This is a genomic window from Chitinophaga sp. 30R24, assembly GCF_049056765.1.
Classification (GTDB): Bacteria; Bacteroidota; Bacteroidia; order Chitinophagales; family Chitinophagaceae; genus Chitinophaga.
The window spans coordinates 311,461-326,157 of record NZ_JBJGXX010000002.1 but is presented as its reverse complement, the minus strand read 5'-3'; the positions used below and the strand labels follow the sequence as shown (position 1 = coordinate 326,157).

The 14,697-nt window shown below is 44.2% G+C and carries 16 protein-coding genes; 3 read left to right on the top strand and 13 right to left on the bottom strand.

The window, feature by feature from the left end; translation table 11 throughout:
• Positions 1-76 precede the first annotated feature (76 nt).
• From ACDQ55_RS07945 to ACDQ55_RS07935, 3 genes are all read right to left on the bottom strand, one after another.
• Positions 77-1,204, bottom strand: a complete 1,128-nt coding sequence (locus ACDQ55_RS07945) for a cysteine desulfurase family protein (protein ID WP_420980814.1) — start codon at positions 1,202-1,204, stop codon at positions 77-79.
• Between the two features lie 201 nt (positions 1,205-1,405).
• Positions 1,406-2,137, bottom strand: a complete 732-nt coding sequence (locus ACDQ55_RS07940) for a LytR/AlgR family response regulator transcription factor (RefSeq protein ID WP_420980812.1) — start codon at positions 2,135-2,137, stop codon at positions 1,406-1,408.
• Positions 2,134-3,063 (bottom strand): sensor histidine kinase, encoded by a 930-nt coding sequence (locus ACDQ55_RS07935; protein WP_420980810.1) that lies wholly within the window; start codon positions 3,061-3,063, stop codon positions 2,134-2,136. Before ACDQ55_RS07935 ends, ACDQ55_RS07940 begins: the two co-directional genes overlap by 4 nt.
• Positions 3,064-3,090: 27 nt before the next feature.
• Here ACDQ55_RS07935 and ACDQ55_RS07930 point away from each other — a divergent pair, with 27 nt between their 5' ends.
• Positions 3,091-3,294, top strand: a complete 204-nt coding sequence (locus ACDQ55_RS07930; RefSeq protein ID WP_420980808.1) for a hypothetical protein — start codon at positions 3,091-3,093, stop codon at positions 3,292-3,294.
• A gap of 307 nt (positions 3,295-3,601) precedes the next feature.
• Here ACDQ55_RS07930 and ACDQ55_RS07925 read toward each other — a convergent pair whose 3' ends face one another.
• Positions 3,602-3,952 (bottom strand): DUF4907 domain-containing protein, encoded by a 351-nt coding sequence (locus ACDQ55_RS07925; protein WP_420980806.1) that lies wholly within the window; start codon positions 3,950-3,952, stop codon positions 3,602-3,604.
• Positions 3,945-4,949, bottom strand: a complete 1,005-nt coding sequence (locus ACDQ55_RS07920; protein WP_420980805.1) for a Kelch repeat-containing protein — start codon at positions 4,947-4,949, stop codon at positions 3,945-3,947. Before ACDQ55_RS07920 ends, ACDQ55_RS07925 begins: the two co-directional genes overlap by 8 nt.
• A 248-nt stretch (positions 4,950-5,197) precedes the next feature.
• Between ACDQ55_RS07920 and ACDQ55_RS07915 the strand changes: the two genes are divergently transcribed.
• Positions 5,198-6,532 (top strand): DUF4270 family protein, encoded by a 1,335-nt coding sequence (locus ACDQ55_RS07915; protein ID WP_420980803.1) that lies wholly within the window; start codon positions 5,198-5,200, stop codon positions 6,530-6,532.
• 9 nt (positions 6,533-6,541) lie between these two features.
• Positions 6,542-7,768: a hypothetical protein gene (locus ACDQ55_RS07910; protein ID WP_420980802.1), complete on the top strand. Its 1,227-nt coding sequence runs from the start codon at positions 6,542-6,544 to the stop codon at positions 7,766-7,768.
• A gap of 59 nt (positions 7,769-7,827) precedes the next feature.
• Here ACDQ55_RS07910 and ACDQ55_RS07905 read toward each other — a convergent pair whose 3' ends face one another.
• The 8 genes from ACDQ55_RS07905 to hisF all read right to left on the bottom strand — a co-directional run bounded on the left by ACDQ55_RS07905 (position 7,828) and on the right by hisF (position 14,688).
• The gene (locus ACDQ55_RS07905; protein ID WP_420980800.1) at positions 7,828-9,219 is read right to left on the bottom strand and encodes a GH1 family beta-glucosidase; all 1,392 of its coding nucleotides are present in this window, start codon (positions 9,217-9,219) and stop codon (positions 7,828-7,830) included.
• A 127-nt stretch (positions 9,220-9,346) separates the two neighbouring features.
• Positions 9,347-9,856 carry a DsbA family protein gene (locus ACDQ55_RS07900; RefSeq protein WP_420980799.1) on the bottom strand — a complete coding sequence of 170 codons (510 nt, stop codon included), beginning with the start codon at positions 9,854-9,856 and terminating at the stop codon, positions 9,347-9,349.
• A 5-nt stretch (positions 9,857-9,861) separates the two neighbouring features.
• Positions 9,862-10,317, bottom strand: coding sequence for a redoxin domain-containing protein (locus ACDQ55_RS07895; RefSeq protein WP_420980797.1), 456 nt, complete (start codon positions 10,315-10,317; stop codon positions 9,862-9,864).
• A gap of 205 nt (positions 10,318-10,522) precedes the next feature.
• On the bottom strand, positions 10,523-10,753 hold the full coding sequence (locus ACDQ55_RS07890; RefSeq protein WP_420980796.1) for a hypothetical protein: 231 nt from the start codon (positions 10,751-10,753) through the stop codon (positions 10,523-10,525).
• An 85-nt stretch (positions 10,754-10,838) separates the two neighbouring features.
• Positions 10,839-11,978, bottom strand: coding sequence for a redoxin domain-containing protein (locus ACDQ55_RS07885; protein WP_420980795.1), 1,140 nt, complete (start codon positions 11,976-11,978; stop codon positions 10,839-10,841).
• A gap of 70 nt (positions 11,979-12,048) precedes the next feature.
• Entirely contained in the window at positions 12,049-13,131 is a 1,083-nt protein-coding gene (locus ACDQ55_RS07880) for a redoxin domain-containing protein (protein ID WP_420980794.1), read from the bottom strand.
• A 186-nt stretch (positions 13,132-13,317) separates the two neighbouring features.
• Positions 13,318-13,911: a bifunctional phosphoribosyl-AMP cyclohydrolase/phosphoribosyl-ATP diphosphatase HisIE gene (gene hisIE, locus ACDQ55_RS07875; RefSeq protein WP_420980793.1), complete on the bottom strand. Its 594-nt coding sequence runs from the start codon at positions 13,909-13,911 to the stop codon at positions 13,318-13,320.
• A gap of 21 nt (positions 13,912-13,932) precedes the next feature.
• Positions 13,933-14,688: an imidazole glycerol phosphate synthase subunit HisF gene (gene hisF / locus ACDQ55_RS07870; RefSeq protein ID WP_420980792.1), complete on the bottom strand. Its 756-nt coding sequence runs from the start codon at positions 14,686-14,688 to the stop codon at positions 13,933-13,935.
• Between the last annotated feature and the right edge of the window lie 9 nt (positions 14,689-14,697).

Below are 14,697 nucleotides of genomic sequence, written 5' to 3'. Positions count from 1 at the left end.
GCTGAAAAGGAAAGGCGCCGTTGCTGATAAAGCAATGGCGCCTTTTCTGTTGCCTGGAGCGGGTATTGATTAGTGGTTATATCAATTCTTTCAATTTTTCCACCACTTTATCCACTTCCGTTTTTGTGTTATGCTTGCTGAAGGAGAAACGTACTGCCACTTCATCGGGATTGTTCTTGATGGTGCTGATCACGTGAGATCCTGCATTGGCGCCGGAGGTACACGCACTGCCACCGGAAGCACAGATACCGTTGATGTCGAGGTTAAAGAGGATCATCTCTGTTTTTTCCGTTTTAGGGAAAGCCACGTTTAATACGGTATAAAGGCTACGGCCATACAGGTCGCCGTTGAAGCTAACGCTTGGAATATGTTGCAACAGCTGTTCTGCCATATACATGCGAACACTATTAATATGTGTACTATGTGCCTCATACTCAGCCGTGGCCAGTTCGAGGGCTTTAGCAAACCCTACGATACCATACAGGTTTTCTGTGCCGGCGCGCATATTGCGTTCCTGGCTACCACCTTGAATATAGGGAGTTATTTTTACGTCTTCATTAATATACAGGATACCTACTCCTTTAGGCCCATGAAACTTATGACCAGCGGCTGTAATAAAATGTACCGGGGTATTGCGCAGGTCGAAAGGATAGTGTCCTACGGTTTGCACAGTATCGGAATGAAAAATAGCGTCAAATTCCTGGCAGAGCTTTCCTACTGCATGGATGTCTAGCAGGTTGCCGATTTCGTTATTGGCATGCATGAGAGTAACCAGGCATCTTTCGGTGGATTGCTGTAACAGTTCACGCAGGTGGTCTATATCAATGTGTCCGGAAGGCAGTAATCTTACGTAAGAAAGCGCTATGCCTTTGGAATGATGCAAGTGTTCGATCGTATGCAAGGTAGCATGGTGTTCGATAGGAGATGAAATAATATGTTTACATCCCAGATCATTTATGGCTGCATTAATGGCAGTATTGCTGCTTTCCGTACCGCCAGAAGTAAAAAAGATCTCTCCCGGGTGTGCATTCAGTATTTTAGCGACTGATTTACGTGCATTTTCGATGCCCAATCTTGATTCCCTTCCATAAGAATAGATAGAAGAAGGATTACCAAATTTTTCCGTCATAAATGGCAGCATAGCTTCTAATACCGCCGGGTCCAGCGACGTGGTAGCTGCATTGTCGAAATATATTCTTTCCAATGTTGGTGGTTTTTGATAAAAGAACAATAATAAATAATGGTGGTTGGTGGCCTTTTAAAGAAAGCAAAGTTCCGAAAAAATCGGGAATTATACACCAGGACAGCGGAATCGTTTTTCCGGATAGCGCCAAGGCCAGAGGGAGGTAGCAACACTCCCTATAACCACCAGCCACTTCCATGATAAAAGATCATTGATATCTCATCAGGAGTTCCGGTTAATCACATCATAGAAGCGGTCGCGATAGCCATCAGAAATGGGTATAGACTGATTGGCAATCATCACCGTATTTTTTTCCACACTATTGATCTTATTGAGCGATACGAGGTAAGAACGGTGTACCCGTATAAATTTATCGGCTGGCAGGCGGGTTTCGAAAGATTTGAGGCTACGCAATGTAAGAACGGGGAGATTGTGTGTATAGATCTTTGTATAGTCTTTCAGTGCTTCGATGAAAAGAATATCTTCCAGGTTGATCTTAATGATCTTATACTCTGTTTTGATGAAGATGTAGTCATTTACCCAGGTAGCATCCATGGGCATGGTAGCATTGGAGACGCCAATATTTTTCTGTTGGCTGGCAGACCAGGTTTCGCTGGCTTTAGCAGCTGCCTTAAGAAAACGTTCAAAAGGCACGGGTTTTAGCAGGTAATCTACCACGTCGAGATTAAAACCATCCAGGGCATACTCGCCATAAGCGGTGGTAAATACTACCAGGGGCGGGTATTTCAGCGATTTGAGAAACTGTATGCCAGTGATATCCGGCATTTTGATATCCAGGAATACTAAGTCTACGGGTTCATCCTGGATAAACCGCAATGCAGTGGCAGCGTTTTCAAATTTGCCTGCCAATGTGAGAAACGGTACTTTCCGGATATAATCTTCCATGATTTCCAATGCCAAAGGCTCGTCATCCACAGCAATACACCTTATCATTTTTTCAACACAATTTTAAGATCAACAATAAATTGGGTTTCCATTTCCCTGATATTTATTTCATGCTCATTTTCATAAAGCAATTCCAGGCGTTTCAATACGTTTTCAAGGCCTATTCCTCCTCTTTCCGCCACCCGTTCCTTGAAATGGCTATTTTTAACGGTTAGTTGCACCACCTCTTCGGTTGTAGTGATATCTATATCGATAAAGGATTCCTCTGTATAACTGATACCATGTTTAAACGCATTTTCTACAAACGGTACTAATAGCATTGGTTCAATCTGCACATTATCCGCATTTCCGTTGAGCCTGTAATTGATGTGGATATCATTTGGCAACCGTAAACGCTGGATTTCAATATAATCGTGCAGGTATTTCAATTCATGCGACAGTAATACCCTGGCCTCGTTAGACTCATAAATCATGTACCGCATAATAGTAGACAGCTTCAAAATGGCATGTTCAGTTTGCGGCGATTGTTTATGCGCCAACGAATAAATGGTATTTAGACAGTTAAAAAGGAAGTGAGGATTAATTTGCGACTTTAAAAATTTTAATTCCGCATTTAATTTCTCCACTTTCAGCTCTTCCCGTTGTTTTTCGCTTTTAAACCATTCAAGCGCAATTTTAATAAAGCCGCTCATAAATAGCATCAGCAGGGCAAAAAATCCGGACCGCCTCAATACTTCCGGGAAAAACAGGTATTCCAGAATCGTTGGACCATCTGCTTCTGCCGGCAAGGCATTAGGGAAAAGCCCGGCTTTAGTGACAGCAGCCTCTGAAGAATCGCTGCCAGCACTGGTTTCAACCACTACCGGCTGCGCCGGTAACCGTACAGGTTGCTCCGTATTAAAAAATATCCTTCTATTGTGGAACGCAGGAGCAGCCCCAGTTGTTACTTCGGGATCGTTAAATTTTTTCCCCATATGTAACGCTATCATTGGAGGAAACCTGTGCGCGAAGTTCCGGAAGAAGTAATAATTGATTACCGCTTGCTGAGTGGTGATAAAAGCGATCAGCAATATGATGCTGCACAAGTAGGTCATGATCCTCTTCCGGTTAAAAAACCGGGGGATGAGTACATATATATTGAGATAAAAGATGCCGATCAGAAAGAGGTTATCTATCAGTTCTTTAATAAAGAAGCCTGTATGTAAAATCTGGATACGGTAAATAAAAAAAGGAAAAAACAGAAAACACGCCCATCCGGTGATGTGCAATGAGATCAGGAATGGACGACTTTTGAGAATCCGTTTAAAGCTAAGCATCATGTTGATTGATGCAATAAACTTACATTAGATAGGGTTAGGCTTGTGTTAAAGTTTGTTAATCCGATATAAGGGATTGTTAAATTTAATAACAATATTAAAATGCACTTAAAACAGAAACAAATAACTACCCGGACACCAAAATTTTCTGTTCAGGAAAATTCTGATCTCCAGATAGTTATTACAAAGAGATAAATTATTGTGCTTCTGCTATTTGCATCTCTACCAGCTCTTGTTTGGACAAGATTGGTTTTTGGTGATGCGTTAATTTTTCTGCTACGGCGTTGCCTACCCGAACCGCGTCTTCTTTTGAACGGAAAACATGATTACCAGGTATACAGGGAATAACATCCTGATAAATAAAAGTTTTACCTCCTACATTTACCTTATACCCCCATCCTTCTTTCACCGTAAAAGGTTCTACTACCACAGCCAACATTTCATCGCCCTTGCTATTGGTAGCAACCGTACGTTGTTTATAACGGACAGCCAGGAAAATCAACACTATCGCTACGATACCGGCAGCAATTATATTACGTTTAGTCATTTTTGTTATACTCCGCTGTTGGATCAAATTCCCACATATCATCCAGTACCTGGGTAGAAGAATTGCTCTGGCCGAGTACTACGAAACCACGGTCTTTCACCGTAAAACCAGTAGCTGCTGTACGGGGAGCGCCTTCGAAGTCTGTTTTCTGTACCCAACGGTCGGTGCCTGGGTTGTATTCCCAACACGCTGCACCTCTGGTACCGGTGGCTATGTACCCTTTACCTCTCATGGCAAAAGAAGCCGCACCACTACCTGCAAAGTTATAGAGGTCATCGAACGAGTCGTCGCTTACATTAGCAATAGAATTGAGGGTTTTCCAATATAAGTCGTCGCCGTTAAAGGAGTAGAAATCGGTGAGCGGAGAGTTATTGGCAGTACCCATACATACAAATGCGGTATTGTTGATCACGAATACGGAAGCATCCTGTCTTTTACCGCTGATAAGGCTTTGTGCCTGCGTCCAGGTATTGGAAGCAGGGTCATATGCCCAGTTATCTTTTAACCAGTTACCATCATAACCAGTAGCGATGTATCCTTGTCCAACACCTTTAGTAGTAACAGAGAAAGCTACGGCGCCATAGCGGGCAGTACCTCCAAAATCAGCTTTCTTGGTCCATGCATTTGCTACCGGGTCATATTCATAAAAATCCTTGTAATAATTTCTGCCGTCATAACCGGTACCCACGTAACCTTTTCCGTTTACAGCCATGCCAACTGCATTGCTACGGGGATCGCCACCAAAGTCCGTTTTTTGTGTCCACTGATTTTGATCTACGTTGTACATCCAAAAATCCGATAATCTTTTCAGTCCATCAAATCCGGTTCCAACATAGGCCTTATCATCAATTACAAACGAAGCAGCACCACTTCTGGCCACCCCTTCAAACTCAGAACGTTTGATCCAGTTACCCACCAATGTAGTGGTATCTGACCCCTTTGAACAGGCTGCCAGGGAAGCCATCAATAATAAACTATAACCTTTAAAATAACGCATTAGCATGTTCTTTTTTACTGCTGCCAAAATTATCCGCCGCAGCATTCCGTCAAACGGGAAATAGCTATTTCCGTTGTTTTAACTGACGGATACCCCTTTTTCATCTACCAGTTGGAATCTTTCGTCCACTATGCCCATTCCTGCCCTATTGGCGGCATAAAGGATATATACCGTTATTCATCGATAAATTTTGGCCATTGGCATATTAAAGCCGCTGAAAGTATCGAACCTGTCTAAAATTGCGCACCATGAACAATACCATGTATCATTTAATTTTCAGGCGTTTGGATATGCGCATAGGCCGATACCTCCCGGTATTTTTACTGGTGGCCATTTTCTCTTCCTGTCAAAAAACGGGCTTTACTTATAATAATATTGTAGACAACAACCAGCAGACAGAATATCTTCTTGCCGATACGTTGACCGTAACCATGAAGACCATCTTCCAGGATTCTATACCTACTTCCGATAATGATGTAGTGCTGGTGGGTAAAAGAACAGATCCCCAGTTTGGCGTTACAATGGCGCAATCTTTTTTCCAGATCCAGCAACCGGCTCCGGTAGATATCCCGCTCGTAGGCGCTGACTACGACTCCATGGTATTGATTATGCGGCCCAATGGATACATTTCCGGCGATTCCCTGCAACCAGCAGACCTGCAGGTATACCGGGTAACTTCTACCATCCAGACTGCCCAAAATTTCTATTACCTCTATAACAATAGCAATTTTAGCACAGAAAATACACCTATCGGTAGCTTCAGGGGTTCTGTATGGCCTAATACCGACCCAACCGTGACCGTACCCATGTCTGATCAGCTAGGCCGACAACTGTTTATCATGCTGCGCGACAAGTCTGGAGATATTACAGCCAACACCAACTGGCTATACTTCTTCCCCGGCCTCAATGTAAGGGGTGGGCCTACCAGCCAGTCTGTATTAGGCTTTAAAGCTACCGATTCCAGCCTGGTTATGCGTTTATACTACCATATTTCCGAGCTGGTAACCACCGTAAAATATGTAGACTTCAATATGCAGGCGCCCAACCTGCAATTTAACCGGGTTACCAACAACGCCGCCGGCACAGCACTGGCGCCACTTCAACAAGGCGTTTTACAGCTGCCTTCCGAAAGCACCAACCATCAAGGTTATACGCAGCCTATCACCGGATCGGCTACACGCATAGATATTCCTTATTTACGGAACCTGAACACCATCGGGCAATTTTTTAAGGTCATGAAAGTATACCTGTATCTTAAACCCGTTAACGGCACCTACGACAACGACCGGCTGCCTCCACGGATGGCCCTGAATGAAGTGGATGCCCTCAATAATGTAACAGATACCCTTACTTATGGCCTGCTTACAAAAGATACGCAGTTCCCGGATAACAACGCCTATACGTTTGACCTTACCAATTATTTCATTAAAGAACTTACCGCCACAGATTTTACTTCCCGCGGCCTGTTGCTGACTCCCAGCGCAACAGATGCCAGAACAACGCTGGACAGACTGGTAGTAGGAGACCAGCAAAACACCAAATACAGGCTTAAATTACAATTATACTATCTGTTGTATAAATAAAGGATACACATGCGAATAAAACTATATAGCGGTTTAATCTTACTCCTGTTGTGCGGCCTTACTGCAAAAGCACAGCATGGCATTAACTCGATCTATTCTGCCTATGGCATAGGAGATATTGAAACGAGGGATTATAGCCGCAATTTCGGTTTGGGCAGCTCCGGCGTTGGCCGCCACCACTCCGGTTACCTAAATGAACTGAACCCGGCTTCCTATGGCGGATTACCTCCCCAGAACTTTATGATGGATGTGTCTATAAAAGCACAACAAATTAATTATAGCGGAAGCAATATTTCACAGTCAGCCGGAGACATCGATTTTAAGCGATTGGCCATTGGCTTTAAAGCCGCCAAATTCTGGGGGATTGGTGCAGGTATCTCTCCTTTCAGTACCGTAGATTATAAATTGCTAAACCAACGGTTCATTGGTACTGGCACCCCCGCTACCGAAACCGTTACCGGCACCGGCGGTTTTAACCGGGCCTACATCTCCAACGGATTCCAGCTCAATAAAAATTTCTCTGTAGGAGTATCTACCGCCTTCTTGTTTGGCCCGCTGAACATCAACGAATATGTAGGCTCCGACTCGCTGCAAACAGACAATAATAGGTATGGCTTCAAACCTAATTTTACTGCGGGCGCACAATATGCCGCAAAAATAAGCAAGAACTGGCAGCTAGGGCTGGGAGCTACTTACCGCTTCCAAACCAAACTGAAACTGCAGGAAAAAGTGACCATTTCTGACGAGAGCGCCAATACGCTTTTTACAAAAGATATGGACCCGTCTTTCTTTACCTTACCAGGCGAATATGCTGCAGGTATCACCCTTACCAACGGCACCATTACCTGGGTAGCAGATTACCGCCACTCACTCTGGAGCTCCCTGAACGAAAAAGGCGCCACCTACGCTTATAAAGATGCAGACCGTTACTCTACCGGCATAGAGTATACGATTAAACACCAGTACTATAACCAGTCTTATGAAGGGGTTATATTACAAGCAGGGTTCAGCTACAACAACTCTCCCCTGGTGGTGAGCAGCACTCAGATTAGGGATGTTTCCGGTACCTTGGGCCTATCGTTACCCAGTAAGAACGGACAACTGAGATATTACCTGGGCCTGGAAGCAGGACAGCGCGGCAAAACTGGCGCGGCACTAGTGAAAGAAACTTATGTAAATGCAGTATTTAACTTCAGCTTACGGGATATCTGGTTCTTCAAACGCCTGAACCAATAAAATATATTTAAAACTATCTTTTTAATAAAAGAGTCCTACCGTTTGGCAGGACTCTTTTATTATATATTATTTACGTTGTGGGCATTGGCAGATAAAAATTCCCGGAACCAATAGCCGGAATCTTTGATGATCCGTTGCTGAGTTTCGAAGTTAACGTATACCAATCCGAACCTGGCGCGGTAGCCTTCAGACCATTCGAAATTATCAGTAAGCGTCCAGGCGAAATAACCTTCCACCGGCACGCCTTCCTGCCGGGCTTTCAGTACACCGGCCAGATACTCCTGGAAATAATGGATACGGTAGGTATCCACAATACGCCCTTCAGGGTTAGGCAGGTCTGAAAAGGCTGCCCCTCCCTCTGTTACAATCAGCTTTTTCACTCCTTTGTAAGCGGCAAATTGTTTTAGTACCTCATATAAACCATTACCATTAATTTCCCAACCCAATGCGGTTAACGGTACATTCCTGGCTTTAGCTTTTACTTCAGAGATCTTTACCACTGGCATAAGAGCATTGTACTTTATTACCAACGGGAAATAATTCTGCACACCAATAAAATCAAAATCGAATGCCAGCCGGTCCCAGTCGCGCCACAAAGCATAACGGCGTTCTATACGGTGCAATAGGGGGAAATCGTTTACCGGATAGCCCATCCCCAAAGAGGGCTCCAGAAATAACCGGTTAAACAAAGCATCTGCCCTACGGGCTGCCAGCAGATCGGCTTCGTGGTTGGTAAATGGAATAATCTGCGAGCAGGATAAGGAGGTACCAATTTGGGCGCCGGCCACTTCTTCGCGGAGCACACGCCCGGCTTCCGCCTGGGCAAGTACCGCATGGTGTACAGCTGGCAGAAACCAGGAAAGTCCAAACTTGCCCGGTGCATGCACTCCCAACATATAGCCCAGAGCCGTAAAACCGAACGGCTCATTCAATACAATCCAATGTTTTACTTTATTACCAAATTCGCGGGCACATACCCGGGTAAATTCTTCAAAAGCAAATACTACTCCCCGGTGGCTCCAGCCGCCCTTGCGTTCCAATGCCTGTGGCAGATCCCAGTGATAGAGCGTTACATAAGGCTCCAACCCCAATTCCAAACAAGCATCTATTACCCGGTGGTAAAAGTCTACCCCAGCCTGATTAACAGCGCCAGTACCTTGTGGGATGATGCGCGACCAGGATAAGGAGAAACGAAATACGGAGAAACCGAGTAATTTGGCCAACAGTATATCTTGTGTATAACGGTTGTAGAAATCGGTGGCTATGTGCGCATGGCTTTTATCTTTGATCTTCCCTTTACGATCCGAAAAAGTATCCCAAATGGAAGGCCCTTTGCCATCCATATCGAAGGCACCTTCATTTTGAAAAGCAGAGATAGTAACGCCCCAAAGAAAATCGTCTCCGAAATCCTTGCGTGTAAAGGTTACAGCATTATTTTGATACGCATTCATGAAACATTCCGTAACTACGTGCAGTTTACAACAGTTTTCGGGGAAAAATGATTATATAATTGTTAACATGCCTGAGTGCGCTTTTTTAGGGGCGCAAAAGAGCGCACTATATCACCAATACATACATTCATTCTTCTAAAAAGGATGAAAGCACGCGGTAATCGCCATTATAACGCTTGCCGTTGAGGAAAAAAGTAGGCGTTCCATTTACACCGCTACGAACGCCGCTTTCAAAGTCGGCTTCCACCTTGCTCAGCAGCTTAGGAGCCTCCATATCATCTGAAAATTTGGATAAGTCCAGCTGCAGTTCTTGCGCCAATTTTACCAACAGGTGTTCGTTTAGCTTCAGTTGATGATTATAAATTGCGTCATGCATTTCCCAGAAGCGATCCTGCCTGCCGGCTGCTTCGGCTGCCAGGGCAGCATCCATAGCATATTCATGGGCCTCAGAAAGGGGAAAATTGCGGAATACAAAACGTAGCCTGTCGGCAAAGCGTTCCTGTAGTTGTTTCACAATAAAAAAGGCTTCCCGGCAGTAAGGACATTGAAAATCACCGTATTCTACCAGCTCTATGGTAGCATTCCGGCCTCCGAGAATATGATCCAGCGCGTTTACGGGAGGAATCAGCGTAGGCATTGCAATCAGTTTTTAATATTTTCCAATGCGTTGAGGATACCGTCTGCGCCGGGGTTTTCATTAATAGGCGACAAATAGCTCCACTGAATGATACCGTTGGCATCAATCACAAACAGCGCACGCCGACTTACGCCAGTAGTTTCGTATACTCCATATAGTTTGGATACCTCACCTTTTGGCTCAAAATCAGCCAGCAAATCGAAGTGTAGCTGCCGTGCCATGGCAAAAGCATGGTGACACCAGGCGCCATCTACCGAAATACCTAGTAAAACAGCATTATATTTTTCGAAATATTGCAGCATTTCATTGTACAACGCCATCTGGTCGCTGCAAACCGGACTCCAGTCGGCCGGATAAAACGCCAGGATCACATTTTTTCCTTTCAGCGCACTAAGCGTGACTGTTTTTTCGGGCGTTGCATTCAGGGTGAAATCAGGAGCAGTATCGCCTTTTTGTAACATAAACGGTGAATTGGTAATGATATATAACCAGTAACCCGCTTATAATGTTGAACAAAAACAAAAATGCCACGGTGGCGGGCCGTGGCATTTTTGTTTTTGTTATTCACTGCTTACTTTTTCACCTTAACCGCGGCAATTCTTCCGGTTGATGCAGAACGGGGTTAATATAGATATACCGGAAAAAGGAAAATGGATTTACAGGTTGTTACAGCAGCCGTACCTTTATCTGATTTATTTTCACCCGTTGCAACGCACGGTGCATTTTCCATAAAGATAACAACTGGATACAAAAACGTATACACATTGCCGTTACCCCCATCCAGAAAATGTACACCAGGAGCATCCATATAGTAAAAACCGGCCGGGGATGGGCCCAACCAGAGAAATCCGGCACATAGGTGGTAACCGTACCGGCTAATTGCTTATGCCTGTCCACAAATATTGCTCCATCAGGTACCCGGATATAAAATAGGGTGTATCAGACCGCTGATACACCCTATTTTATTTATAAGTATAGTTTCCTATTTCAGTATTTCTTCGAGTTTAGACTCCAAGTCTTCACCCCGCAAGTTTCTGGCCACAATTTTTCCTTTAGGATCTATCAGCACATTCTGCGGAATGGCGCGTATACCATAGAGGTCTGCAACGGCATTTTTCCAGCCTTTCAGGTCAGAAACATGTGTCCAGGTGAGCTTATCTGCTTCTACAGCCGCCAGCCACTTTTCTCTTTTATCATCCAGGGATACGCCAAGGATCTCAAAACCTTTGGATTTGAACTTATCGTATGCCTTTACCACATTAGGATTTTCTGCCCGGCAAGGACCGCACCAACTGGCCCAAAAATCTACCAACACGTATTTACCACGGAAAGACGAGAGGCTGATACTTTTGCCATTAGCGTCTGTTTGTGCAAATTCGAGGGCGGTTTCCCCTACAGCTGTTTTACGGGCAGACTCAAGCCGTTTTGCAAATTCTTTACCCGACGGAGAATTCTTAGCTTCTTTGCTTAATTTCTTAAACAGGGGAGCCACTTTTGCTGGCTTAAGGTCGTAGCCGGCTATCTGGTTAAGCAGGAAGATGGCAATGGGAGAAGAAGTATTCTTATCCAGAAAATCATATTCTATTTTTTTCTCTTCCGCATCCAGCACATCATATTCAGCATCAAGCTTTTTAATGCCTTCCTCATCTTTTTTCTTAGACAGCTCTACATATTGTTTTTGTAAAGCAGCGCTCTTATCGTTCACCTCTTTCAACTGATCGTTCAACCGCTTATAATCATCATTAGCTTTAGAACCGGTTACGGTAGCCTTGCTGATAGAATCGGTTGTATTCACGCTGATAGCGCCTTTATCGATGAATACCGCCAGCATATCGCGACCCATAGAGACAGGCTTTTCGCTACCTTGCTGTACCAGCATCAAACTGGCCAGGGAAGGTTCTTCCAGGTTACCGGCAAAGGTAAATTTACCATCTTTGATCTGTGCGCTGTCTATAAATGTCTCACCATTCTTGCGCATCCTGAGATAAACAGTGGCCGGATTATGTTGCTGGGAAATAGTTCCCTCTATGGTATAAGGCACTCCTACAACAGTTCCTTTTTTATCCTGGGCAAACATTACGGTTGGCACAAAAAGGGCAATTCCAACAATTGCTTTTTTCATTGGTTCTTGATTTACTAATAGCAAATTTGGAAAATCAGCTGGTCAATAACAACCTGATTTTGATAAACGGCTATTTCAATACCCGCTGCAACACATTTTCCAGCTCTTCTCCACGCAGGTTGCGTGCAATAATATTGCCGTTAGGGTCTACCAGGAAGTTGGCAGGGATAGACTGAATGCTGTACTGCACCGCTACCTCGTTGCTCCAACCACGGAGATCAGATACCTGTGTCCACGCCAGGCCGTCCTGATTAATGGCCCGTAGCCAACGGTCACGGTTATCATCCAGCGAAACCCCGAGAATAGTGAAGTTTTTATCCTTGAATTTGTTATAAGCTTTTACCACATTGGGATTCTCCTGTCGGCAAGGACCACACCAGCTGGCCCAGAAATCCACTAATACATATTTACCACGGAAAGATGACAATTTAACAGGCTGCCCCTTCATATCTTCCTGCGTGAAATCGTCTGCCGGTACATTCACACTGTTAACTTTCATACTTTTTATATAGGCGGTTACACCTTCTCCATAAGCACTTGTTTGTATAGACTTATCAAGTGAAGCAAACAGCAGCTGGAATTCTTCCGGTTCCAGGCGGCCACGCAGTTCATTCATCAATAACCAGATGCTGGCCAGACTTTTGGGATGAGTACTGGTAAAGCCTTTTCCAGTAATAATCACGTCTTTATTAAACTCTTCGGCCTTTTTACGGAATGCATTTTTAGCTGCCTCGTCTTCCGGATCTATAGCCTGCGCTTCCAGATTCAGCGTGCGGGCCCTTTTGATCAGGGGCTGAAACGCTTTCTGATATTGCTGCATAGCCAACGTGTTATCGTTGCCTTTTACAGCGGAGGCAACAGGATAGGTATCTAAGGAAGTAACAAAACTTACCGGCGCATCGCCGGTTACGAATAGCATAGGGTAATTGATATCTTTCAGGATCAGCGCATATACAGCCGGCTCTTTTCCGCTCTTTACCTTAAAACTGAATTGCTCATCCTTAATCACCACAGAATCATCCGGATTATTATCACGGTCGTCAAAAAGGTAAATGGTTTTGCCGTTGCCCCCTTTTACAATGCCCGATACCTGCTGGGCATTTACTCCTGCCGAAAACATGGCCGCGGCGGCTAACAGGAACACTTGTTTCATTACAAATTAATTTAATTAGTTTGAGGGCTGTAAGATCACTGATTTTTTTGATTCCAGCGATATCAATTTTTATGATTTTTTGATGACTATGGCTTTTTTATCGCAGTACTAATAATTATAAATTAATAATCAACTCATAATAAATAATAAAATCATCCCCATCAAAAAAATCCTACAAATCCCGCTCTATTTATGACGTTGTTTTAACACCGATATAACATCTGATAACTGGAAACCTTTAGCCTGCAACAATATCAGGTAGTGGAACAACAGGTCGGCAGATTCATTCAGGAACAGTTCATCGTTATTATCCTTCGCTTCTATCACTACTTCTACCGCCTCTTCTCCTACCTTCTGTGCTACCTTATTGATACCTTTGGCAAAAAGACTGCTGGTATAAGATTTATCGGAAGGATTGTTCTTACGATCAGCAATAATTCCTTCCAGCGTAGCCAGAAAATCATTGCATATATTTTGTTCATTCCAGCAAGTGTCTGCGCCAGTGTGGCATACAGGGCCTACCGGACTTGCTTTAATAAGGATTGTATCCTGGTCGCAATCTACCTTCAGGTCTTTTACAATCAGGAAATTGCCACTTTCTTCCCCCTTGGTCCACAACCGGTTTTTAGAACGGCTGAAAAAAGTCACTTTACTTTCGGTCATGGTTTTTTCCAACGCTTCGCGGTTCATATAACCCAGCATCAACACTTTATTTGTTACTATATCCTGTATGATGGCGGGGACCAGGCCATCGGGTGACTTTTGAAAATCTATCTGCATGTTTGCTTGTTTCAGGTTTTCTTAAAATCTTATATTTACTCCCTTATTATATAAGAAAGTTTTGAGTGCTGGTATTTCTACTTCCTTATAGTGAAATATGCTAGCGGCCAATGCGGCATCAGCCTGCGCAGTTTCAAATACTTCTACAAAATGTTCTGCATTACCTGCGCCACCGGAAGCGATCACCGGTACATTGAGATTTTGTGAAAGTTTGCCGGTAATATCCAACGCAAATCCTTGCTTGGTGCCATCGTTGTTCATGGAAGTGAGCAATATTTCACCTGCGCCACGGTTTACTGCTTCTTTGGCCCAATCGTATGCCTTTACATCGGTTTTTACCCGGCCACCATTCAGGTATACATACCAATCGCCGTCTTCAAAACGGGTATCGATAGCCAATACAATACACTGACTGCCAAATTCCAATGCCAAACGGGTTACCAGTTCCGGGTTTTTAAAAGCGGAAGTGTTTACAGAAACCTTATCCGCGCCGGATTGCAATAATATATTCACATCTTCTACTGAAGAGATGCCACCACCTACTGTAAAAGGGATATTTACATGACGGGCAATGCGGGTTACCAGTTCCGCCAGTGTTTTCCTGCGCTCGTTTGTAGCGGTAATATCCAGAAATACCAGCTCATCGGCGCCTTGCTCCGCGTATAAAGCGCCCAGTTCGATCGGATCGCCGGCATCGCGGATATTTTCAAAATTGATGCCTTTAACGGTGCGGCCGTCTTTAATATCCAGACAAGGTATGATGCGTTTGGTCAACATGTGCTAATA